Origin of the sequence: Pontibacter ruber, assembly GCF_023630205.1 — a bacterium.
Classification (GTDB): Bacteria; Bacteroidota; Bacteroidia; order Cytophagales; family Hymenobacteraceae; genus Pontibacter; species Pontibacter ruber.
Window position 1 is genome coordinate 451,209 of sequence record NZ_JALPRR010000001.1, and the last position, 21,765, is coordinate 472,973.

The following is a 21,765-nucleotide window of genomic DNA, read 5'->3' on the forward strand; positions in this document are numbered from 1 at the left end:
CTTAACAAACTTGAGATATACTGTATAAAACTTAGTAAAGCGGAAACCTCATCTGCTATACTTTGCCGGCACCTGCCTATATTTGCCCGCAGCTTAGTGCATACTCTTAATTTCATACCATCATGCAAGAGCAACTACAACAGGCTTTCAGTAAGATAACCGGCCTGCCCCTGACCAAAACCACCCGCAACGAACTAATTCAATATTTCCATTTCGGGAGCACCACCTATACTACCAGCCAGGGGCTGATTCTGGATGTTGGCGCTTACACGCTGGCACTGAACTGCCCGTGGCAGCTGCAAACAAAGAGCGGGGATGTGATCAGGCACAACGAAGTGTTCATGCGCAAACGGGAGGCAGGCATGCCCTCGCTGAAATTTGACTGGAAAATACCCGGAGCCAACCTGCGTGACCAGCGCCTGCATGAACTGATACAGGACAGCCAGGCACTTGCTGTAGAGCGGATAGAGCCACAGGAAAACAATGGCTTTATCCTGTATTTTGTAAACGAGGCGCAGCTTGTGGTAAGCCCTGACCCGAGTAAGCCAGCCGAAGTATACTGGCAATTCTTCAGCAACACCGGCGATCAACTCAGCATTCAGGCAGGTGAAACAGGCATAACAGCACAAAATATTTAACAGGGCTACTCCATTGATGAGAAACTTACTTGGAACAAGCACCTGTATACTTGCGCTTATACTTTGCAGCGTAGTAGGTGCGCAGGCACAATCTGCGAAAAAGGCGCCCTCCAAAAAGGCACAGCAGAAAACCGAGCAGCCTGTGCAGCAAAAACAGGACGAAGAGATGCCAAAGATGAAAACCTATTACATGGCTTTTCTGAAACGTGGTCCGTATCAGCCTACCGACACAGCCGAGGTAAACAGCATTCAGCGTGCGCATATGGCGCATATCCGTAAAATGGCTGCCGATGGCAAACTGGTGATGGCAGGTCCTTTCCTGGACAACGGCGACCTGCGCGGCATTTTTATATTTGATGTAGCTACCCTAGAAGAAGCCAAAGCACTTACTGAAGCAGACCCGGCCGTAAAAGCCGGCAAGTTGATCATGGAGCTGCATCCCTGGTTGAGCCAGCGCGGTTCCAAGCTGCCGTAGAACCTTTGAGGCGGGTGTTGAGTAAGCTTTCCTAAAAACTGCCCTTGAACATCCGCCTCCAGCTTTTTGAATTAGAAGACCAGCCGTGGTTTCCGCACGTGATCCGGCAGGGCATGCTGGACTTTTTGCGCTTCATGATCAGCAAGCTGGGGGCATACGAAGAGGGATTACCCCTGCTACAGGAACTGCTGGAAAGAACTCAGCAACGACACGTTACAGACCTTTGCTCCGGAGCCAGCGGCGGTATAGAGGGCATACAAAAAGCGCTGAGCAAACGCATGGGCTTTCCTGTTCATGTTACGCTATCAGACCTTTATCCGAATATCAAATCGTATGAGTACCTGCGGGCGCAATCCGGAGGAAGGATAGATTTTATACCTGAACCGGTTGATGCAACGGCAGTACCTGCAACGGTAAAAGGAGTGCGTACCATCTTTTCTTCTTTCCATCATTTTCCGCCAAAAGCAGCGCAGGCTATACTTCAGGATGCCGCCGATAAGCGAGCTGCTATTGGAATCTTTGAAGGTGCCAGCAAAACATGGCCGGAGTTACTCCTGCTGTGGCTTGTGTTCCCGTTCGTTATACTTCTGGTAACGCCTTTTATCAGGCCTTTCAAGCTCAGCCGCCTGTTTTTCACGTACCTTGTTCCACTCATCCCGCTAGGCATTATCTGGGATGGCACCGTTTCCTTGCTGCGCATCTATACACCCGACATGCTGCGCAAAATGGCTGCCAACGTACACGCACCCAATTATACCTGGCGAGCCGGCAAAGCAGGAACAAAACCAGGAAAATACGTAATCTACCTCATCGGGTACCCGGAAGGAAGTTAGAAAGTTAGAAAAGTAGAAAGTTAGAAAGTTTAATATCCTTTAGGAGTTAGAAGTTGTAAGTGATACATATTCATGAGGTGTAAAAACCAACATTCAACAATTTAGCCAATTAACAATTTAACAATTAACTTAATTGAAGCTACTCGACACGCCACTTTCTGTACGGTATAGCAGTGCGCTTACACTGATGCGTATTCCGTTTTCGGTGTACCTCATGCCGATCTTCTGGTTTGCGCTGAGCAGCACTGCAGGTTATGAGGTATGGCGGGCGGTAGCTGTTTTTTTGGTGCTGCATGTGCTGGTGTACCCGGCCAGCAATGGCTATAATTCTTACTGCGACCGAGATGAGGGAAGTATAGGCGGCTTAAAACGGCCACCCAAAGTAACGCGTGAGTTGCTGCACCTTGTTCTGTTGTTCGATGCACTGGCTGTTGCAACGGCATTGCTTCTTTCGCCGCTGTTTGGTGCTTTGGTTGCAGTGTATCTGCTGGTTTCCAAAGCATATAGCAATGAGTACATCCGCCTGAAAAAGTACCCGATACTCAGTACGCTTGTGGTTACTTTATTTCAGGGAGCTTTTACCTATGTAATGGTACAGGTGGGGATCGGGCTTTCGCTGGAGGAAACGCTTTGGCAGCCTAATGTATGGTTTGCGTTAGTCAGCACGCTTTTTTTATGTGGATCTTACCCGCTTACGCAGATCTATCAGCATGGCGAAGACAGCCGAAGAGGCGATAAAACATTGAGCCTGCTGCTGGGCATTACAGGCACTTTTGTATTTGCCGGCCTTGGTCTTGCCGCTGGCACCTTGCTCCTGCTCTGGCTATACTTTACCACCGGCCAGATTCAAAACATCTGGATATTTCTTATTTGCACCGCTCCTGTTTTATACTTCTTTACCGGATGGGTCTGGCGAGCGCGCAAGGACAGACAAGAGGTAAACTATGAGAATACCATGCAGATGAACAAGATCTCATCGCTCTGCATCAGTCTTGCCTTTATGCTGATGATCGTGCTCTAGTTATACTTAGTGAGGATACTTTTCTTTCTATTTATTGTACTTTGCCAACCTGTTGCACCAATTGCGTATATAGTTCAAACCACAGCACCACTGGTATGAAGCTACTGCACGCCATCTTAGCTGGCCTGGCCGGCACCGCCGCCATGACTGCGTTTCTTTACCTGCTTTCCTTTGCGACGCACCGTGTTATGAAAGTCGTGATGATTTTGGGCACCATGCTTACCGGTCGCACGGGACCTGACGGCAGCATATCAGAGGCTGGCAGCACCAAGGTAGTCGGCAATGCAGCGCATTACCTGATGGGCATTGTTTTCGCAATTGGTTATCTTGCCCTTTGGGATTCGGAGGTAGGCTTGCCCACCGCAGGCTGGGGCCTGCTGTTCGGACTCGGGCACGGCTTGCTGGCCATGGTTTTGTGGTATCTCTTTCTTATGGTGTATCCCAAGCCACCCCGTATTCCTCTGCGGACTTACCTGATCACCCTGATCTTTGCGCACATTGTTTACGGGTTTGTGGTAGCTTATACTTTCTACCTTCTCGAGCAGCCGGATTATACTTTCTGGCAGTAAGGCGATAGGAGTTCTGAGTCTCGAGTGTTGAGTCGCGAGTTTGTTTGAAATCACCCAGACCTCATTTGCTGTTCCAGATTTCTTAATCCGGAATCTTTGCTGCTGCGTATCTCCTGATCCGCGGGTGACCTCACTTTACCCTTCTCCTAAGAACAGGAGTTGGAGTTTTTTTCTGCAAAAGTATATACCCACCCCTGCCCCTCCCTAGCGGGAAATATCTGCCTTTGCAAGTATAAGTTTCATACCTGCCGTTGTCCAACCACCCCTAACCCCTCCTTGTCTAAGGAGGGGAGTCTGATCTTACTTATGCTGTAAGTATGAGTTTCATAGCTGCAGGTATAACGCGGACAGGTCGCGACCTGTCCCTACAAATGGGTCCCGTTGCATAGCAGCTAACGAAGCAGTGTCGTTACCAGTCCTTGGGTTGAGCGCCTTCTGGGTTTCCGGTGCCCAAAGGGCATTGCGACCGAAGGGTAGCAAAGGAAAGCCAGACAGCGCGATGCCCGAGGACAAGGCCCCGCGGCCTTGAGCGCATCAATAGAAACTATGGAATTATAGGAAATTTGACTAAGGAATTAAAGTAAGCTACGAAGCGAAGGCTTGCCGGCACAAAGTATAAGTTTCTACAACAGATTTCTCGCTGTGCTCGAAATGACAGCAAGTAAAAGTGCCCGATAGAAAGACTATAAAATAAAACAAAAACCGCCTGCTTATCCAAAGAAAAGCAGGCGGTTTTTATACTTTATCGATCTATACCTTAACCGTTCATCGAGATCAGGAACTCCTCGTTGCTCTTGGTTCCTGTCATTCTTTCTTTCAGGAACTCCATTGCTTCTACAGAGGTCATATCCGACATAAACTTGCGCAGGATCCACACACGGTTCAGTTCGTCTCTGTCCATCAGCAGGTCTTCGCGACGCGTACCGGATGCAGGCACATCGATAGCAGGGTAGATACGACGGTTCGAAAGCTTACGATCCAGCTGAAGCTCCATGTTACCGGTACCTTTAAATTCTTCGAAGATCACCTCGTCCATTTTAGAGCCTGTTTCGATCAGGGCAGTAGCGATGATGGTCAGGGAACCACCGTTCTCTACGTTACGGGCGGCACCGAAGAAGCGCTTCGGCTTGTGCAGCGCGTTCGCATCCACACCACCTGATAAGATCTTACCAGACGAAGGAACCACAGTGTTGTAGGCACGGGCCAGACGCGTGATAGAGTCCAGCAGGATTACCACATCGTGGCCACACTCCACCATACGCTTTGCTTTGTCCAGCACAATGCTCGATACTTTCACGTGGCGCTCGGCAGTCTCGTCGAAGGTAGAAGCGATAACTTCTGCTTTAACGCTGCGGGCCATATCGGTTACCTCTTCCGGACGTTCGTCGATCAGCAGGATCATCAGGTATACTTCCGGGTGGTTTTCAGAGATGGCGTTGGCGATCTCTTTCAGCAACACGGTTTTACCTGTTTTCGGCTGCGCCACGATCATACCACGCTGGCCTTTACCGATAGGGGCAAACAGGTCCAGGATGCGGGTTGACAGCATGCTTGGGCGAGTGGTCAGTTTCAGGCGCTCCTCCGGGAAGAGCGGTGTCAGGTGCTGGAACGGGATACGGTCGCGAATTTCTTCGGTGGTACGTCCGTTTACCGTTTCCACTTTCAGCAGGGCAAAATACTTCTCTCCTTCTTTCGGCGGGCGGATCTGGCCTTTTACCGTATCACCGGTTTTCAGACCAAACAGCTTTATCTGCGACGGCGATACGTAAATATCATCCGGAGAAGCCAGGTAGTTATAGTGCGTAGAGCGAAGGAAGCCATAGCCATCCTGCATCAGTTCCAACACGCCTTCGTTTAGGATTATTCCGTCGAACTCCTTGAAGTTGCTGTTGCTTACCTGCTGCTGTTGTTGCTGGCCGCCACGACGCTGGTTGTCGTTATTTCGGTTATCGTTGTTGCGGTTGTTATTAAACTCGCGCTGCTCGCGTACTTCCGTACGCTCCGGACGCGATTGCTGCTGCTGCTGCTGCTCACGGTTCTCGAAACGGTTTTCGGTACGTTCTGGGCGCTGTTCAGCCGGACGCTGCTCACGTGCCTCGGTACGTTCCGGACGCTCTGCAAACCGCTGCTCTCTGTTTTCTGTACGCTCAAAACGCTGTTCGTTGTCGCGGCGTGGCTGCTGCACGCGCTCTCTTTGCTGCTGTGGACCGTGGTCTTTGGCTGGGGCTGGTGCCTGTACAAAAGTCTGAGTACGGACTTCGGTACGCTCACGCTCACGCGGTGCCCTTCTTTCCTGAGCTACAGGTGGTGCTACAGGCTCTTCTTGTATGGCAGGGGTCTCAGCTATTGGGTTTGTACTTTCCAAAGTGTCCACTTCGGTTTCGGCTTCAGGGCGGGCAGCAGACTTTATTTTTTTCGGGAGTTTTTCGGGAGGGGTGATGGCTTGCTGATCAAGGATCTTATAGACAATTTCTTGTTTGCTAAGTTTTTTGAAATTCTTAACACCCAGATCTTCAGCAATTTCCTTGAGTTCTGAAAGAAGCCTATCTTTCAATTCTTCAATATTATACATAAATAATTGTGTGGTAGTTAACTATACTTGCCAGGTGCGCAGTGTGCGGACGCAGCGAGAGATTTTTTTAATTAGGAAAACAGAAACAGGTTGTGCTAGGGTTAGTGAGGCTCAGGAAAGGGCCTGCTATAAATTGTACTGCAATGTTATTGCAATGCCATTTAATTAACAAATATTACGCAGGTTTTTGTTGAAAATGTTTCAGATTTTTGTTAAAAGATTTCGTAAATGCCGCTAACTAGGCAAAAAAGTATATTTTTGTACCTCTATATAACTCCAAACTATGCTACAGCTAACCGTTTTAAGAGAGCAGACTGACCTGGTAGTGGCAGGTTTAAACAAGAAAAACTACAAAAATGCAGCAGCCGAAGTGGCTGCCCTGCTGGAGCTTGATCAACAGCGCCGCCAGGTACAAAGCGAGCACGACGAGCTTCAGGCCAGAGCCAACAGCATCTCAAAAGAAATAGGCATCCTGATGAAAAACGGGGAGCGCGACAAAGCCGAAGCCTTTAAATCAGAAACAACTGACCTGAAGCAGAAAGCCAAAACCCTGGCAGAGCAGTTATCTTCACTGGAGGTAGAATTGCAGAATGCTTTATACAAATTGCCTAACCTACCGCACGAGAGTGTTCCTGAAGGAAGAACAGCAGAAGACAACGAAGTAGTTCTGCAACACGGTGAAATTCCAAAATTGCACGAAAATGCGCTGCCACACTGGGAGCTCATCAAGCAGTACGACATCATCGACTTCGACCTGGGCAACAAAATAACAGGTGCCGGTTTCCCGGTGTATAAAAAGCAGGGAGCCCGTTTGCAGCGCGCACTCATCAACTTCTTCCTGGATGAGGCCATGAATGCCGGCTACATGGAAGTACAGCCGCCTATACTTATAAACGAAGCATCGGGCTACGGAACTGGCCAGCTGCCTGATAAGGAAGGACAGATGTATCATGCTACTGCCGACAACCTGTACCTGATCCCAACAGCCGAAGTACCGATCACAAATATTTACCGCGACGAAATTGTACCGGTTGACAAACTTCCGATCAAAAACGCGGGTTACACACCCTGCTTCAGAAGAGAGGCGGGCTCGTGGGGTGCCGATGTTCGCGGATTGAACCGTTTGCACCAGTTTGATAAGGTAGAAATTGTACAGATTTCGCTTCCGGAGAAATCGTATGAGATTTTGGAAGAAATGAGCAGCTACATACAAGGATTGTTACAGAAACTGGAGCTGCCTTACCGTGTATTGCGCCTTTGCGGCGGCGACATGAGCTTTACCTCTGCCCTGACGTACGACATGGAAGTATACTCTACAGCACAAGGCCGTTGGCTGGAAGTAAGCTCTTGCAGCAATTTCGAAACCTACCAGGCCAACCGCCTGAAGCTGCGCTACAAAACAGAATCCGGTAAAACACAGCTGCTCCATACGTTGAATGGCAGCGCTCTTGCTTTGCCGCGTATTGTAGCCGCTATACTTGAGAATAACCAGACACCGGATGGTATCCTGATGCCGAAAGTGCTGCACCCATACTTAGGATTTGATAAGATCTCTTAATGATTTGGAGATTTGAAAATGAGGAGATGAAAAGACTTGAAAATTTGAAGATGTGAAAATGATTTCTCCTGATTAAATAAAAGAGCCGCTGGTAAATCAGCGGCTCTTTTATTTTACTTGTTTAGTTTAATTAACAGACAATACGCTAGCTTATCAGTCAGTTAAAAAACAGGCACACTCCCTCATCTTCACATTTCCAAATCTCCAAATTATCTACCCAAACTGCTCCAGGTACTGCTGGTAGTAATTTTTCAGCTTATACTTCTTGAGTACAGTTACTCTTATTTCTTCTATTTTATCTCCGCTTAAGGGTTGCTGTTCCAGTAGTGTTATAAGTGGCTTTTGGTCTTCAGTAACGCCTTCCTGTAAAGTGATCTGTTCATACTTCTCCAGGAATTCAGGCGTAAGCGACAGTTTATTTTTCTGGATTGTTACAAAGCCAACAGAAACAAGCTTCTCCAGTCCCTCTTCGAGTTCTTCCAGTGTGAACACGGTGCCGTCTATGGCGTCTGCCATCAGCAGCATATCCTGCAGACTTGCACCGCTTTCACCACCGGTTGCCAGCAGCAGTGAATCGAGCAAAACGGCATCTGCCTCCTGCCATGTTAGGTTATACTTTGGCATATTTATACTTCTAGATTATCAAATTTAATATCCCACATGCACTTGAAATGTCCTTTCGGGCACTTGCTGTAGCCGATCTTGGAGCAGGGACGGCAGCTGAGGCCGTTTACCTCCAGCACTTTATACTTTGTCCGGAAGGGGTACATGCCGAACTCCGGAATGGTATTTCCCCACACGCTGATGATGTCTTTTTGGAAAGCTGCTGCAATGTGCATCAGGCCGGTGTCGTGGCTTACTACCTGCGTGGCCTGCCGTACCAGCGATGCCGACCCGTTGAGGTTATACTTGCCACAGGCGTTGAGAATGGTAGTGCGCGTTTCGTGTTTTGTGTTTTGTTCTTGGAAGTGGGCGGCGATTTCATCTCCGGTTGCAGCGTCTTCCTTTCCGCCTAAAAGTATAATTGACTGCTGCAATTTCTCACACAATTCTATAATGCGTGCCGTAGGCAGGCGCTTGGTGTAGTGCTGTGCGCCAATGGCAAAGGCAACATAGCCCTGCTGGAATGGTCCAGGCAATGTCTGCAGGTCCACCTCATCCTGGGCAGGTATAAAATAATCCAGGCCAAGACCATCATCATTTACACCCAGCGGCGCGGCAGCGTCGAGGTAGCGCTGCACAATGTGCATGTTGGGCAGCCGGTTGATCTTGAAGTTGACCATCAGCCACTTTTCGTAGTTGAGCTTGTTAAAGCTCTTGCTCGGCTTGCCCAACCGTGTTTTGATGATGCGGGTACGCAGGTTGTTGTGCAGGTCTACTACGTAATCAAAGTTCTCGGCTTTCAGCTGCTGCACCAGGTCACTCAGGCTATCACCTAAAAGGTGCAGCTTGTCTATGTAAGGGTTGTTTTCAAGTATACTTCTGAAGCCCTGCTTGGTACAATAATGCACCTCCGCCCCCGGCACCTGCTGTTTGATGCAGCGGATAACGGGCGTCGTCAGCACGATGTCGCCGATAGAAGAAAAACGTAGGATGAGGATTTTAGGCATTCGTTACTTTATCTTCTCCTTCCGCTTCCTGAAATACTGTGCAACTTCTTCAGCTGATCGGGCATTGAAGGTCATCTCTTTTGTAAGGCCTCCTTTGCGACCTACCAGCACGCCATACTTCATGTCGTCGTAGCCGCTGGTGTGGTGAGCGTCCGGGTTGATGCTGATCATCACACCCTTTTCCAAGGCATACTGCACATGACGCCAGTCCAGGTCCAATCGCCAGGGGTTGGCGTTGATCTCGATGATGACGTTGTTGGCCGCGCAGGCATCAATTACCATCTTATGGTTGATCGGGTAACCCTCACGGCGCAATAGCAGGCGGCCGGTCGGGTGGCCAAGTATGGTAGTATAAGGGTTCTCGATAGCGGTGATCAAACGGGCAGTGGCTTTCTGCTCGTCCATGTTCAGGTTACTGTGGATGGAGGCAACAATAAAGTCAAAAGATGCCAGCACATCGTCTTCGTAGTCCAAGGAGCCATCGCCCAAAATGTCCGATTCGATGCCTTTGAAAATCTTGAACGGAGCCAGTTTCTGGTTCAGCTCGTCAATTTCACGGTGCTGGCGCATCACGTCACCTTCGCGCAATCCGCCTGCATAGGCTGCAGTTTTAGAGTGATCGGATATGCCCAGGTACTGATAGCCCATATCGCGGCAGAAGGTAGCCATCTGCTCCAGGGTATGGGCGCCGTCGGAGTAGGTACTGTGATTATGCAGTATGCCTTTCAGGTCAGTGAACTCGAGCAGCTTGGGCAGTTTGTTGTCCATCGCCAGTTGCAGCTCGTTGGTGCCTTCACGCAGTTCAGGCGCTACGTAAGCCATACCTGCCGATGCGTACACATCTTCTTCTGACGCATGATTTCCTTCGCCTGCAACGCCAAGCAGACACTTGCCCGCTGCAAACACCTGCGACAGGTGCGCCGGTGCCGCAGAACGCTTCAGCAGCTCGCTGCCAAAATTCTCCGGAGAAGCAAAGTATACTTCCAGCCCCAGGCCACTTACGCGGTGCTGCCCGCGCCATGCAAACGGCCCCGACTTCCGGGTATCCTGCTCTACCACCTCCAGGCTATTCAGCTTTTCCTGGGCAAAGGCCGGCGTTGCTGTCGCCACCACAAACAACAGCGATTCTACAATCTCAAGCCTACGCCGTATATCGCCTGCTACTTCTACCCTGGTTTCCAGCAGAACTTCTTTTATACGTTGCAGCAGCTCCTCAGCGGCCGACTCAGCCTCGGCATACAGCAACTTGCCACGGTTCTGCTGGGTAAAGAGCAGCGCCTGCTTTATGTTTTCCTGCGTTTTGGCGCCGAAGCCTTTAATCTTGCTTAGCTTGTCCTGCTCGCATGCGTCCAGTAACTCCTCCAGCGTTTCGGTACCCAGCTCTTTCCAGATCAGGCGTACTTTTTTGGGACCGATGCCTTTTATACCCAGCATTTCCACTACCCCCGGAGGCGTAGCTGCCAGCATCTGGTCCAGCTCCTCGAAAGAGCCGGTTGTATTTATCTCTACAATTTTAGCGGCGATGCCTTTGCCCACACCGGCTATACTCTCCAGTTCGGCCTGCGTTTTAACAACCAGGGGTTCCTCCACCAGCTCCAGTGCCGCTACGGCATTGGCATAGCCGCGCACCTTAAACGGATTGGCATCGTGCAGCTCCAGCAACTCGGCCGTCAGCTTGAAGAGCTTTATGATCTTTTTATTTTCCAAAGCGATACATCGTATAGGTACAAAGATAGAAAAACCACGCGTATCAACTTCACACCAATGGCCGGGCTTTTATATTCGGTAGCTTCTATATAAAAGATGAAATGCGTACCTTAGCTTCGCTAAAGCCTCTGTGGGCGGGCAAAAACCACAACTGCTATGAAACAAGTATCGCTGCTCTTTATCCTGTGCCTGCTGCTGCTGGCGAATACGTGCAAGAAAAAAGACAAACTGGAGGCCGAGCTGCTGGGCAAAACCTGGCTGCACTCGTTTGAAGAAGACCAGGCCGACATTATCGTGTACCGGCCCAACACCTACGACTTTGCTCCATCGAGAGGAAGAACAGGCTTTTTACTGGAAAAAGGCGGCGTGGCCAAGCAGTATGACATTGCCCCTACCGATGGCCTCGAAGCGCACGAGGGCACCTGGAAATTAGGTAAAAAGAACAACGTGATCGTGCATTTGCCCGGAAACGGTCGCCCGGAACAGCACTTTAGCCTGGAGATTGTGTCGCTGGAAGATGAAGTACTGAAAGTGCGCAAGCAGCCTGACCTGCCACAGCAGGAGCAGAAATAATTATACTTAACAAATACCTTTTACTTACATACTACATGCATTACTGGTTAGTAAAATCAGAACCTGAAACTTTTTCCTGGGCTGATCTGGTGAGAGATGGCCGTGCCTGCTGGGACGGTGTTCGCAATTTCCAGGCCCGCAACAACCTGCAGCAGATGCAGCCCGGCGACCTGGTGCTTTTTTACCACAGCGTATCCGAAAAAGCCGTGGTAGGCATCGCCAAAGTAGACAAAGCCGCTTACCCCGACCCTACTGCCGACGACGCCAAATGGGTTGCCGTGGACCTGATACCCTTCCGTGATTTCAAGGATCCGGTAACACTGGAACAGATCAAGCAGGACAAGCGCCTGGAAAACATTGCCCTCCTGCGCCAGTCGCGCCTGTCGGTGATGCCGCTAAAGCCCGAGGAGTTCGACGTGCTGCTGGCCCTGGGCAACTAGGAAGGCAAGGGCAGGTAAATTGCTGGCAGCACCTTACAACGATATGTGGTAAAACAGAGTACAATGCTATAGTTCTGCCACATAAGATTTTTCCGGTACCAAACAGCATGTAACGCTTACCTATGGCTAAAGTACACTGCCTGTTGCTATGCCTATTTGCTCTGCTACCCACCTGCCTCTGGGGACAGGAGCCCAAACAACCTGTGCGCCTGGAACTGCCTTATAAACTGGAGGAAACAGAGGTAGAACTAATGGCTCTGCCAGACAGCAGCCTGCTTGTGTACAGCAAAACCAGTAACGTTTGGGGAACACAGGCTACCTTTCTTTTTGAGAAGTATAATGCGCAGCTGGAGCGGGTCTGGAGCAAGGAAGTAGAACTGGAGCCCGACAGCTATTTCGAGCGTTTCTTCACTGAGCAACCTTATACTTACATCGCTTTCAGCAGTGACGACACCAGGAACTATAAATTTCTGAAGATCGACCTGGCTACGGGAGCAATTCAGGCCACCGCGCACAAGATAGAAACGATCGACCTGATCTACGAATACAATGTGCTGCAAGGCCGCTACTTTGTGATCGGGAGGAACAGGCAGGACGAAAAGCCGGTGTTGCTGCACATCAACCCGGAAAAAGATGAGATAAAACTGTTGCCGACCATTTACGCGGAGGAGTCGTCGTTTTCAGACCTGCTTGCAGATGCAGAGCACCAGCGAGTAGATGCGGTACTTACCGAATCGAACGGACGCATTTCGCGGCTGCAGGTAAAAAGCTTTGATGCAGACGGCGAGCTGATCAACAACTTTTTTATACTTCAGCAGGAAGATAAAAGCCTTCTGAACGCGGAGGCCACCCCCGGCGACAGCGCCACCAAAATGCTTGTGGGCACCTACGGCACCCGCGACCTGCGGTATTCTAAGGGGTTCTTTGTTACGCCGGTTGCCTCGCGGGGCGAAGAAGCTACTTTTTACAACCTGCTGCAGTTAAAAAACTCCTTTAAGTTCATGAAGCCGAAGCGGGAGAAGCGTTTCCGCCAGCGTGAAGCGCAGCGCCTGAAAGCCGGCAAAGAGCCAACTTTCCGTTACCGCTTTCTCCTCCACGACCTTATTTCCACTCCTACCGGCTACGTACTGGCTGCCGAAGTATACTACCCGCAATACCGCAACTCCGGCGGTTACATGGATGCCTCGGTGCGCGGTGGCTCCCGCTGGCTGGCAGCTTACAAACGTACCCATGCCATTGCCGCAGGCTTCGACCGGAACGGCGTTCTGCTCTGGGATAACAGCTTCAGGCTCCGCGACCTCTCCACCCCCGAACTCACCCATGCCATAGAAGTAGCCTACACCCTTGACGGGCGCATGATTATGGCCTACCCGGAAGAAGACCAGATCATCTACTCTGTGATGCAGCAGGACAGCTATAGCGACGAAAAAACATTCGTGGACCTGAAGACTTACGAAGAGAAGGAAAAAATAACGAGTACCGAAGAGCCACGCCTTATTCCCTGGTACGGATCAAGTTTTGCCGCCTATGGATTTCAACGGGTCAAATCATCGGGCAACGGCACCCGCTCTGTGTTCTACATCAACAAGATCACTTTTTGATTGTTGGTTGTTGATTGTTTATTGTTTATTGTTGATTGGTTGTATTGCTGTTTTAGGCTGATGAGCTAAGTCTGCAGGAAAAGAGTGCATTAAACAATGCCTACAACACCAGGTGATATAAAGGCACTGCCTGAACCTTCCATCAATCAGCAATTAACAATCGCAATTAACAGTTTAACATTTTACCCGAACTCTCTATATTTGCAACTATACTTCCGGCTATGCAGAAAAGACTTATCGTAAACCACCAGCTGCTCGATATCATGGTGATGCGCCTTTGCCACCAGCTCATCGAGAACCATGGCGACTTTTCTGATTCAGTAATTATTGGCCTGCAGCCACGTGGCAAGCAGGTAGCACAGCGCATTCAGCGCACCCTGGCAGCCATACTTGGCAAAACCGTCCCAACCGGCTACCTCGACACCACCTTCCACCGCGACGACTTCCGGAGAAGGGAAACACCGCTTACAGCCAATGCCACCCACATTGATTTTCTGATCGAAGGCAAAAAAGTAATCCTGGTGGATGATGTGCTGTACACGGGCCGGTCGGTAAGGGCTGCCATGGATGCCATGATCGCGTACGGGCGCCCGGCCAATGTGGAGTTGCTGGTACTGATTGACCGCCTCTACAGCCGCCACCTGCCCATTGAGGCAACGTACGTCGGCCGCCGGGTAGACTCGCTGCAAAACCAGCGGGTGCTGGTAGAGTGGCAGGATGACAGTACAGCAGAAGACAATATCTGGCTTATCACCAAAAACGAAGAATAAATCTTACTCATGCAAGAGCTCAGCGTCCGGCACCTGTTAGGCATCAAAGACATCACTCCACAAGATATTCAGCTCATTTTTGAGACCGCCGATAATTTTAAAGATGTCCTGAACCGCCCCATCAAGAAAGTGCCCTCGCTTAGGGATATTACCATTGCCAACGTTTTTTTCGAGAACTCGACCCGAACGCGCCTTTCGTTTGAGCTGGCCGAGAAAAGGCTTTCGGCAGACACTATCAACTTCAGCAGCAGCGGCAGCTCCGTTAAAAAAGGCGAAACCCTGCTCGATACGGTAAACAACATCCTGGCCATGAAGGTGGACATGATCGTGATGCGCCACTCCAGCCCGGGAGCACCGCATTTCCTGAGCCGCCACATTGATGCCAACATCGTAAACGCCGGCGACGGCACCCACGAACACCCAACCCAGGCTCTGCTTGATTCTTTTTCCATCCGGGAGAAGTATGGCGAAGTAGCCGGTAAAAAGGTGGTCATCATAGGCGATATCCTGCACTCGCGGGTTGCGCTTTCTAACATCTTTGCGCTGCAGAAGCTAGGTGCAGAGGTGATGGTTTGCGGCCCGATCACGCTGCTGCCCAAGTACATCAAAGACTTAGGCGTGAAAGTGGAACTGGATGTACGTAAGGCCCTGGCATGGTGCGATGTAGCCAACGTGCTGCGCATACAGCTGGAGCGCCAGCAAATGAAATATTTCCCATCGCTGCGTGAGTATACCTTATACTATGGCATCGACAAAAAGCTGCTCGACAGCCTGAATAAAGAGATCACAATCATGCACCCTGGTCCGATAAACCGGGGCGTAGAACTAAGCTCCGATGCCGCCGACTCGCACCACTCCATCATCCTGAACCAGGTAGAGAACGGTGTGGCGATACGCATGGCAGTTTTATACTTGCTGGCTTCGAAAGGGTAAGGTTATACTTGTAGATCTATACTTAAAAGACTTATACTTCTGCCCTGCTTCTCTAAAGAGGCAGGGCTTTTTTATACCTGCTGAACAGATACACAGATGGTTGGTTATACTTGCTTGAGGCTGATTGTCTACAAATCAATTTGTAACCTATTGAGCCGATCAGCATAAACTACAAGTATGAATTCGCAAAACAAGATCAGACTAAGTATACTGGACCAGTCGCCGGTACGCAAAGGAGGCAATGCCGCGCAGGCCTTGCAGGAAACCTTGGCGCTGGCCAAAGAGGCAGATAAACTGGGCTACACCCGCTTCTGGGTATCGGAACACCACAACACGCGCGGGCTGGCAGGCTCTACACCGGAGGTGCTCATCCCCTACCTGGCCAGCCAGACCAGCCGCATACGCATTGGTTCCGGCGGTGTGATGTTGCCCCACTACAGCGCCCTGAAAGTAGCCGAGAATTTTAAGCTGCTGGAGAATCTTTTTCCGGGGAGGATAGACCTGGGCATAGGCCGTGCGCCTGGCACCGACCGTGTTACGGCCGCTGTCCTGAACCCTTACAACAACTTCAGCGACGAAGCCTTTATGCAACAGTTGAAAGACATCGGCCATTACCTGCACGACACCTTCGAGGCTGGCGACATTACCGAAAAAGTACGCGCCACGCCTACTACCACTTCGGTGCCTCCTGTCTGGCTGCTGAGCTCCAGCGGGCAAAGCGGGCTGTTTGCTGCACATTTTGGCTTTGGTTTTTCGTTTGCGCACTTCATAAACCCTGTTGGCGGTGCGCAGATGGTGAAAGCTTACAGAGAACACTTTGAGGCTTCCGAATTTCTGAAACAGCCGGAGGCAAACGTAGCGGTGTTTGTCATGTGTGCCGAAACAGAGGAAAAGGCACAGGAACTGCAGGAAACCATGGACCTGGTGATGCTGCGCATCGGGAAAAATATAAGCGCAGGCACGCCACCTTACGCAGATGTGAAAAACCAGCAATACACAGAGGCAGAGCAAGAGCGCATCAAGGCCAACCGCCACCGCATGATCAGCGGCACCCCGGACCAGGTAAAAGAAAAGCTGGAGAAGCTGGCAACCGAATACGATGTGGCCGAGCTCATACTTGTTACCATCACCTATGATTTTGAAGACAGACTTGAATCCTACCGCTTGCTTGCAGAGGCTTTTTCACTCTCCCAGGTATAACTCCTGCTTTCCTTCTTATATCAAAGCACAACCATACTTTAAACGTTGCTACCTTGCGGCTTTAAACAGCATCAACAAAGTATAGACTATGCCTCAAACGCAGATCATACACATACCCGGCTTAGGTAACTCGGGCCCGGAACACTGGCAAACCTTATGGCAGGCGCAGCAGCCGGGAAGTATACGCGTGCAGCAATCCGACTGGGACAACCCCGTATGCAGGGACTGGGTGGAAAAGCTACAGGAAGTGATTGAGCAGGCAAGCGGCAAAGAGATTATACTGGTAGCACACAGCCTCGGCTGCCTGACGGTAGCCCACTGGGCACAGAAGTATAAAGCCAACATCAAAGGCGCCTTACTGGTAGCCCCGCCAGAAGTGGAACTAAATGTTGAACTGAAAGAGGTGCTGGACTTTGCGCCTTTCCCTAAAAGCAAACTGCCATTCCGAAGTATATTGGTAGCCAGCACCGACGACGACTACCTGACCATCGAACGGGCGGAGTACCTGGCTGAGCTGTGGGGCAGTGAATTTGTAAACGTAGGCGCCAAAGGCCACATCAATTCCTACTCCAACCTGGGCGACTGGCCGGAAGGGCAGGAACTGTTAGCTAAGCTGCTGCCTTAACAAGTCTGAAGTATAAACCGGGTATAGGTATACTCTTCTCCTTTAAACAAAAAGGCGCCGCAGAAACCTGCGGCGCCTTTTTCGCTATTCTTTCCAATTCAATTATTAGTCCATATCCAGCTTCATGTCTGGAGTATTCATCTCGAAGCCAACCCTTCTGTTTCGGGCTCTTGCTGATGCTGTTCTGGATTTAGACAGACGAGTGTTCACTTTTACAAGTGGCTGTGTCTCGCCATAACCTTTCGTTACCAGACGGTCAGGGTTCTGAACACCGCGCTCTACCAGGTAATCTTTTACAGCCTGCGCTCTGCGCTCAGACAGTGCCTGGTTGTACTCTTCAGAACCGATGTGGTCAGCGTGGCCTTTGATCAGCAGAACGTGGTCAGGATATTTCTCCAGGGCAACCACGATGCTGTCAAGCAGTTGCTGGTAACCTTGCTGCACACGTGCCTGGTCAAACTCGAAGCGAACTTTTTCTTCCATCAGTTTCAGCGTCTGTGCGTCCAGTTCAGGGCAACCACCTTTGTCAGCAGGGCCTGCAGAGTTAGGGCAGATATCCACGTCGTCACCTACACCGTCGCCGTCAGAGTCAGTGGCGCAACCATCCGGACCTACTTTCTGGCCAGCCGGAGTGTCAGGGCACTTATCGTTTGCGTCAGCTACACCGTCGCCGTCAGCGTCAGGGCAACCTTGTGTGGCAGCAGTACCAGCCTGATCAGGGCACTGATCGTCTTTGTCGGCTATACCGTCGCTATCGCGGTCAGGGCATCCACCCAGGTTAGCAACACCCGCTTCGCCAGGGCATTCGTCCTGGTAATCAGCAACACCGTCGCCGTCTGTATCAACAGGGCAACCTTCTTTGTCCACCTGCACGCCTGATGGAGTGTCAGGGCATTTGTCTCTTCTGTCCGGCACACCGTCAGCGTCCGTGTCTTTTGCCTTTCCTAAGTTAAAGCCAAGACCAATGTTGTGCATCAGGAATTTATCGTTGTCGTCGTCATCGAAACGGGCATCGATCTTATCCTGGCCCTGGAAAATATAACCAGTCTGAATGAAGGCGCTGATGGCATCTGAGAAGCGGAAACGTAAACCTGCGCCGCCCATACCTACACCAGTAGCAAAGCTGTTCCGGAACGAGTTACCATCTGCAGCACCATCTGACTTTGCAAACATGGCACCACCGGCAGCAAACAGGTATGGCCCGATAAAGGCATCCTCTTTCAGGATATTGCCATACATCTTCAGACGCACGTTTAACATTACAGTACCCAGCCTGGAGTCGAAGTTGTTCTGGTCATCAACTCTGGCTTCAGTGCTACCATATGTTCCATGCAAGCCTATATCAAAAGAAGGGCTCAGGTAGCGGTTCAACCCAATTCCGCCGCCCCACTCCAGTCGGTTGCTTTCCCAGAGCTGGTCTTCCATTTCACCTTTATACTGCAAGGCACTTCCGTATATCTGGAGGTTTGTCTTTTGATCAGCACTTTGCGCAAGTAGATCTGTACTTGCAGACATCATAAATACAGTCGCGAGTGCTGCTGTACTTAGTTTTGTTAGTGTTTTTCGCATAGTTCTATTGATAGTATATTTTGATATGTCAATACGTACATATTTCAGCTAAGTTTTTTGCACGCCCACAAATGTATCCAAAAGTGTGGGCACAACAAATTTGACTTAGTGCTGGGGAGGGCAAAAAAAGGAGAGGTGTAAAATCTAATCATACGCAAAAACCTGATAACTTTTCATCATACATACATTCTTATTACATCCTATCTTGTTACAGCTTAATAACATAAAATGTTATGTTTTTCTGCAAAACCGGCTGCTTGTTTATTAAAAACTGTATGCATTTGGCAAGGTTTTAAACATCCATTTTTTTTTACTGGAGGCACTTATAAATTTAGGAAGCAGTACAAAAAAGGCTGTCGGTTTTACCAACAGCCTCCTTAATCCTGAGCATTAGTGCAAAATACGGGTTAGCGTTTCATCAGGCTTTCGATGTCAGCGGCCTCCAGCGGAATATCTTTCATCAGGTCCTGCGGCCCGCTTCTTGTTACCAAAATATCGTTCTCCAGCCTGATGCCTATTCCCTCTTCGCGGATGTAAATTCCGGGCTCACAGGTAAACACCATCCCCTCTTCAAAGGGACGGTACTTGCTGCCCACGTCGTGCACATCCAGCCCCAGAAAATGCGAGGTGCCGTGCATAAAATATTTTTTATAAAGCGGTTTTGCCGGATCCTGGTTACGCACATCACCTTCGTTCAGAAGCCCCAGCCGGATAAGCTCGTTTTCCATCACGGTGCCCACAAAGGCATGGTACTGGTCCAGGGTATTGCCGGGCACCAGCATCTGGGTGGCAGCTTTCATCACACGCAGCACCGATTCGTACACATCGCGTTGCCTGTCGGTAAATTTGCCGTTTACGGGCACGGTGCGGGTAAGGTCAGAGGCGTAGTTGGCGTATTCCGCGCCAAAGTCCATCAGTACCAGGTCGCCGTCCTTACACTCCTGGTTGTTGTCTACATAGTGCAGGATACAGGCATTGGCCCCCGATGCAATGATCGAGCTATAGGCAGGCCCACGGGAGCGGTTGCGTAAAAACTCGTGGTACAGCTCCGCCTCGATCTCATACTCCATCACACCCGGTTTGATAAAGCCAAGCAACCTGCGGAAGCCGAGCTCGGTAATGTGACAGGCCTTTTTGATCAGCGCAATTTCGATATCGGACTTGATTGCCCGCAGGTAGTGCATGATGGGTGCGCTGCGCTCATACTTGTGCAGCGGATACGTTTCCTTGCACCACTTGATAAAGCGGGCATCACGGGTTTCTACTTCCACCACGGCCCGCAGGTGCTCGTTGCTGTTCAAGTACACATGCTCGGCCTCCATCATCAGCGAGTTCAGCACCTGCTTAAACTCGTGCAGCCAGAAGATGGTCTTAATTCCGCTCACTTCCTGTGCCTGCTGCTTTGTTAGTTTGTAGCCTTCCCAGGTCAGGATCTGCTCGTTGGTTTCGCGCAGGAACAAAATCTCCTGCATGCGCTGGTCACGTGCATCCGGGAAAAGTATGACAATACTCTCTTCCTGGTCGATGCCTGTCAAGTAGAACAAGTCGTTGTTCTGGCGAAAGGCCATCGTGCCATCGGCATTGGTCGGCATGATGTCGTTGGAGTGAAAGATGGCAATGGAAGAAGGCTTGAGCTGTTTCCGGAAGTTGTGGCGGTTGTGAATGAAGAGCTCCTGGCTGATGGGCAGATATCTCATGGTTTTATTCTTGTATGGGTTGAAATGCGAAGCACCATACTTAAAAAGTACAGGCTTACTAAGATAAGAATAATTCTGAAGTATAGACTTGAACAGACCTAAAGCATGAAGCAGGTATCCGATAAAGTATACTTCTATACCGCCTGTTGCCCTGCCACATCAAGCACGTGCAGCAACTGCTCATTGCGGATGTCGCGTGCACATTTGAAATGCCCTTCCGGACAGGCTTTGTACCCATGCAAACCGCAAGGGCGGCAGTAAAGCGGCTCCTCTTTTTCCACTACCTGTGCAAAATCTGCCAGCGGGCCAAAACCAAACTTAGGGACGGTAGAGCAGTAAATAGCGCAGGTAGGTGCGTTCAGCGCAGAGGCCAGGTGCATCGGGCCGGAGTCGTTTACATAATTAAGAACGGCATCCTGCATCAGCGCCGCCGACTGCAACAGGTTCAGCTGCCCGCACAGGTTCTCCACACGTGTATTTACACTTTGTGCTATGATCCGGTCGCAGTGCTCCTTATCGGCAGGCGAGCCCAGCAGGTATACTTTATACTTTGAGTCTATACTATTAATAAGCGTCACCCACTGCTCCAGCGGGTACTGCTTGGTAAACCACACCGAAGTGGGCGCCATGCAGATAAAAGGCTCTCCTTGCAGGGGCTGTACTTTAGCAAAATCCTGCTCTGACGGGTACAGCCGAGGCTTTGCCGGCTGCTTATCGGTAAGCGATTCGATCAGCAGGTGGTTGCGCTCCACCTCGTGTGTGCCCGACTCCACATCGTGGGGGTAACGGCGGGTGAAAAAGCGGGAGAATGGATTTTTATCGAACCCTACCGTTTGGCAGGCGCCTGACAGAGCAGTAAGTACACCCGTGGCGCCAAAGCGCTGCAGGTTTACCACCAAGTCATACTTCTCCTGACGTATCTGGTTCAGCAAGTTAAGCAGACTTTTATACTTGCCTTCCTGCTTGTTCCAGATCAGCACCTGGCGCAGCAGCGGGTGCCCTTTCAGCAGCGATTCGTTTCCTTTGCGCAGCAAAAAGTCCAGCTGTGCGTCCGGGTAAAAAGCATGCAGTTTCTCCACAAGGCCTGTTGCCAGCACCACATCTCCCAGGAAAGCCGTCTGTATAATCAGTATTTTTTTCATGCCTTGTAGCTGCGCCCGGCAAAGTTACGTTATTGCACCGAATTATAAAGGCACAAGCACATCGAGAGCCCACTTACAGGAAGCGTGTCCGGGTTTGTTTACGGAAAAGTATAGATATTTTTTTCTTCTTATACTTTAGGCAATTAGATTAGCGGTTCTGAATATACTTTTATAGCGATTTGCACATTCTGTTTATCGCTGCCGGAAGTATAAACGTACCGGGCAAACGGGA

At 50.3% G+C, this 21,765-nt stretch carries 20 protein-coding genes; 13 read left to right on the forward strand and 7 right to left on the reverse strand.

Going from position 1 to position 21,765, the window contains the following annotated elements:
• Positions 1–122 precede the first annotated feature (122 nt).
• From MJ611_RS01865 to MJ611_RS01885, 5 genes are all read left to right on the forward strand, one after another.
• Positions 123–638, forward strand: coding sequence for a hypothetical protein (locus MJ611_RS01865; protein ID WP_250427670.1), 516 nt, complete (start codon positions 123–125; stop codon positions 636–638).
• A gap of 16 nt (positions 639–654) precedes the next feature.
• Positions 655–1,113 (forward strand): YciI family protein, encoded by a 459-nt coding sequence (locus MJ611_RS01870; RefSeq protein WP_250427671.1) that lies wholly within the window; start codon positions 655–657, stop codon positions 1,111–1,113.
• Positions 1,114–1,157: 44 nt separating this feature from the next.
• The gene (locus MJ611_RS01875) at positions 1,158–1,946 is read left to right on the forward strand and encodes a class I SAM-dependent methyltransferase (RefSeq protein WP_250427672.1); all 789 of its coding nucleotides are present in this window, start codon (positions 1,158–1,160) and stop codon (positions 1,944–1,946) included.
• 133 nt (positions 1,947–2,079) lie between these two features.
• Positions 2,080–2,967 carry a UbiA family prenyltransferase gene (locus MJ611_RS01880; protein ID WP_250427673.1) on the forward strand — a complete coding sequence of 296 codons (888 nt, stop codon included), beginning with the start codon at positions 2,080–2,082 and terminating at the stop codon, positions 2,965–2,967.
• Between the two features lie 95 nt (positions 2,968–3,062).
• Complete coding sequence (locus MJ611_RS01885; RefSeq protein ID WP_250427674.1) at positions 3,063–3,536, forward strand: hypothetical protein; 474 nt, start codon at positions 3,063–3,065, stop codon at positions 3,534–3,536.
• 757 nt (positions 3,537–4,293) lie between these two features.
• Here MJ611_RS01885 and rho read toward each other — a convergent pair.
• On the reverse strand, positions 4,294–6,108 hold the full coding sequence (gene rho, locus MJ611_RS01890) for a transcription termination factor Rho (RefSeq protein ID WP_250427675.1): 1,815 nt from the start codon (positions 6,106–6,108) through the stop codon (positions 4,294–4,296).
• A gap of 283 nt (positions 6,109–6,391) precedes the next feature.
• Between rho and serS the strand changes: the two genes are divergently transcribed.
• Entirely contained in the window at positions 6,392–7,666 is a 1,275-nt protein-coding gene (gene serS, locus MJ611_RS01895; RefSeq protein ID WP_250427676.1) for a serine--tRNA ligase, read from the forward strand.
• Between the two features lie 213 nt (positions 7,667–7,879).
• On the opposite strand, the gene MJ611_RS01900 is transcribed toward serS, so the two are convergent.
• From MJ611_RS01900 to MJ611_RS01910, 3 genes are read right to left on the reverse strand one after another with little or no spacing between them, the layout of a single operon-like run.
• The gene (locus MJ611_RS01900; protein WP_250427677.1) at positions 7,880–8,290 is read right to left on the reverse strand and encodes a hypothetical protein; all 411 of its coding nucleotides are present in this window, start codon (positions 8,288–8,290) and stop codon (positions 7,880–7,882) included.
• 2 nt (positions 8,291–8,292) lie between these two features.
• Positions 8,293–9,276 (reverse strand): glycosyltransferase family 9 protein, encoded by a 984-nt coding sequence (locus MJ611_RS01905; protein ID WP_250427678.1) that lies wholly within the window; start codon positions 9,274–9,276, stop codon positions 8,293–8,295.
• 3 nt (positions 9,277–9,279) lie between these two features.
• Positions 9,280–10,983 carry a DNA polymerase/3'-5' exonuclease PolX gene (locus MJ611_RS01910; protein WP_250427679.1) on the reverse strand — a complete coding sequence of 568 codons (1,704 nt, stop codon included), beginning with the start codon at positions 10,981–10,983 and terminating at the stop codon, positions 9,280–9,282.
• 156 nt (positions 10,984–11,139) lie between these two features.
• Here MJ611_RS01910 and MJ611_RS01915 point away from each other — a divergent pair, with 156 nt between their 5' ends.
• The 7 genes from MJ611_RS01915 (at position 11,140) to MJ611_RS01945 (ending at position 17,125) form a co-directional block, all read left to right on the forward strand.
• Positions 11,140–11,556, forward strand: coding sequence for a hypothetical protein (locus tag MJ611_RS01915; protein WP_250427680.1), 417 nt, complete (start codon positions 11,140–11,142; stop codon positions 11,554–11,556).
• Between the two features lie 35 nt (positions 11,557–11,591).
• A complete protein-coding gene (locus tag MJ611_RS01920; RefSeq protein WP_250427681.1) occupies positions 11,592–11,996 on the forward strand; it encodes an EVE domain-containing protein in 405 nt (134 codons plus the stop codon).
• A 122-nt stretch (positions 11,997–12,118) separates the two neighbouring features.
• Positions 12,119–13,597: a hypothetical protein gene (locus MJ611_RS01925; protein ID WP_250427682.1), complete on the forward strand. Its 1,479-nt coding sequence runs from the start codon at positions 12,119–12,121 to the stop codon at positions 13,595–13,597.
• Positions 13,598–13,818: 221 nt separating this feature from the next.
• On the forward strand, positions 13,819–14,367 hold the full coding sequence (gene pyrR / locus MJ611_RS01930; RefSeq protein ID WP_250427683.1) for a bifunctional pyr operon transcriptional regulator/uracil phosphoribosyltransferase PyrR: 549 nt from the start codon (positions 13,819–13,821) through the stop codon (positions 14,365–14,367).
• 9 nt (positions 14,368–14,376) lie between these two features.
• Positions 14,377–15,300, forward strand: a complete 924-nt coding sequence (locus tag MJ611_RS01935) for an aspartate carbamoyltransferase catalytic subunit (protein WP_250427684.1) — start codon at positions 14,377–14,379, stop codon at positions 15,298–15,300.
• 177 nt (positions 15,301–15,477) lie between these two features.
• A complete protein-coding gene (locus tag MJ611_RS01940; protein ID WP_250427685.1) occupies positions 15,478–16,500 on the forward strand; it encodes an LLM class flavin-dependent oxidoreductase in 1,023 nt (340 codons plus the stop codon).
• An 88-nt stretch (positions 16,501–16,588) separates the two neighbouring features.
• Entirely contained in the window at positions 16,589–17,125 is a 537-nt protein-coding gene (locus MJ611_RS01945; RefSeq protein WP_250427686.1) for an RBBP9/YdeN family alpha/beta hydrolase, read from the forward strand.
• 105 nt (positions 17,126–17,230) lie between these two features.
• Here the strand turns inward: MJ611_RS01945 and MJ611_RS01950 are convergent, their stop codons facing one another.
• From MJ611_RS01950 to MJ611_RS01960, 3 genes are all read right to left on the reverse strand, one after another.
• Positions 17,231–18,694 carry an OmpA family protein gene (locus tag MJ611_RS01950; RefSeq protein ID WP_250427687.1) on the reverse strand — a complete coding sequence of 488 codons (1,464 nt, stop codon included), beginning with the start codon at positions 18,692–18,694 and terminating at the stop codon, positions 17,231–17,233.
• A 407-nt stretch (positions 18,695–19,101) separates the two neighbouring features.
• A complete protein-coding gene (locus tag MJ611_RS01955; RefSeq protein WP_250427689.1) occupies positions 19,102–20,391 on the reverse strand; it encodes an aminopeptidase P N-terminal domain-containing protein in 1,290 nt (429 codons plus the stop codon).
• 134 nt (positions 20,392–20,525) lie between these two features.
• Positions 20,526–21,533 (reverse strand): glycosyltransferase family 9 protein, encoded by a 1,008-nt coding sequence (locus MJ611_RS01960; RefSeq protein WP_250427690.1) that lies wholly within the window; start codon positions 21,531–21,533, stop codon positions 20,526–20,528.
• Between the last annotated feature and the right edge of the window lie 232 nt (positions 21,534–21,765).

Coding starts and splice junctions, on each gene's coding strand:
- MJ611_RS01865 (WP_250427670.1), top strand. CDS start 123: ATGCAAGAGCAACTACAACAGGCTTTCAGTAAGATAACCGGCCTGCCC.
- MJ611_RS01870 (WP_250427671.1), top strand. CDS start 655: ATGAGAAACTTACTTGGAACAAGCACCTGTATACTTGCGCTTATACTT.
- MJ611_RS01885 (WP_250427674.1), top strand. CDS start 3,063: ATGAAGCTACTGCACGCCATCTTAGCTGGCCTGGCCGGCACCGCCGCC.
- rho (WP_250427675.1), bottom strand. CDS start 6,108: ATGTATAATATTGAAGAATTGAAAGATAGGCTTCTTTCAGAACTCAAG.
- serS (WP_250427676.1), top strand. CDS start 6,392: ATGCTACAGCTAACCGTTTTAAGAGAGCAGACTGACCTGGTAGTGGCA.
- MJ611_RS01900 (WP_250427677.1), bottom strand. CDS start 8,290: ATGCCAAAGTATAACCTAACATGGCAGGAGGCAGATGCCGTTTTGCTC.
- MJ611_RS01905 (WP_250427678.1), bottom strand. CDS start 9,276: ATGCCTAAAATCCTCATCCTACGTTTTTCTTCTATCGGCGACATCGTG.
- MJ611_RS01915 (WP_250427680.1), top strand. CDS start 11,140: ATGAAACAAGTATCGCTGCTCTTTATCCTGTGCCTGCTGCTGCTGGCG.
- MJ611_RS01920 (WP_250427681.1), top strand. CDS start 11,592: ATGCATTACTGGTTAGTAAAATCAGAACCTGAAACTTTTTCCTGGGCT.
- MJ611_RS01925 (WP_250427682.1), top strand. CDS start 12,119: ATGGCTAAAGTACACTGCCTGTTGCTATGCCTATTTGCTCTGCTACCC.
- pyrR (WP_250427683.1), top strand. CDS start 13,819: ATGCAGAAAAGACTTATCGTAAACCACCAGCTGCTCGATATCATGGTG.
- MJ611_RS01935 (WP_250427684.1), top strand. CDS start 14,377: ATGCAAGAGCTCAGCGTCCGGCACCTGTTAGGCATCAAAGACATCACT.
- MJ611_RS01940 (WP_250427685.1), top strand. CDS start 15,478: ATGAATTCGCAAAACAAGATCAGACTAAGTATACTGGACCAGTCGCCG.
- MJ611_RS01945 (WP_250427686.1), top strand. CDS start 16,589: ATGCCTCAAACGCAGATCATACACATACCCGGCTTAGGTAACTCGGGC.
- MJ611_RS01950 (WP_250427687.1), bottom strand. CDS start 18,694: ATGCGAAAAACACTAACAAAACTAAGTACAGCAGCACTCGCGACTGTA.
- MJ611_RS01955 (WP_250427689.1), bottom strand. CDS start 20,391: ATGAGATATCTGCCCATCAGCCAGGAGCTCTTCATTCACAACCGCCAC.
- MJ611_RS01960 (WP_250427690.1), bottom strand. CDS start 21,533: ATGAAAAAAATACTGATTATACAGACGGCTTTCCTGGGAGATGTGGTG.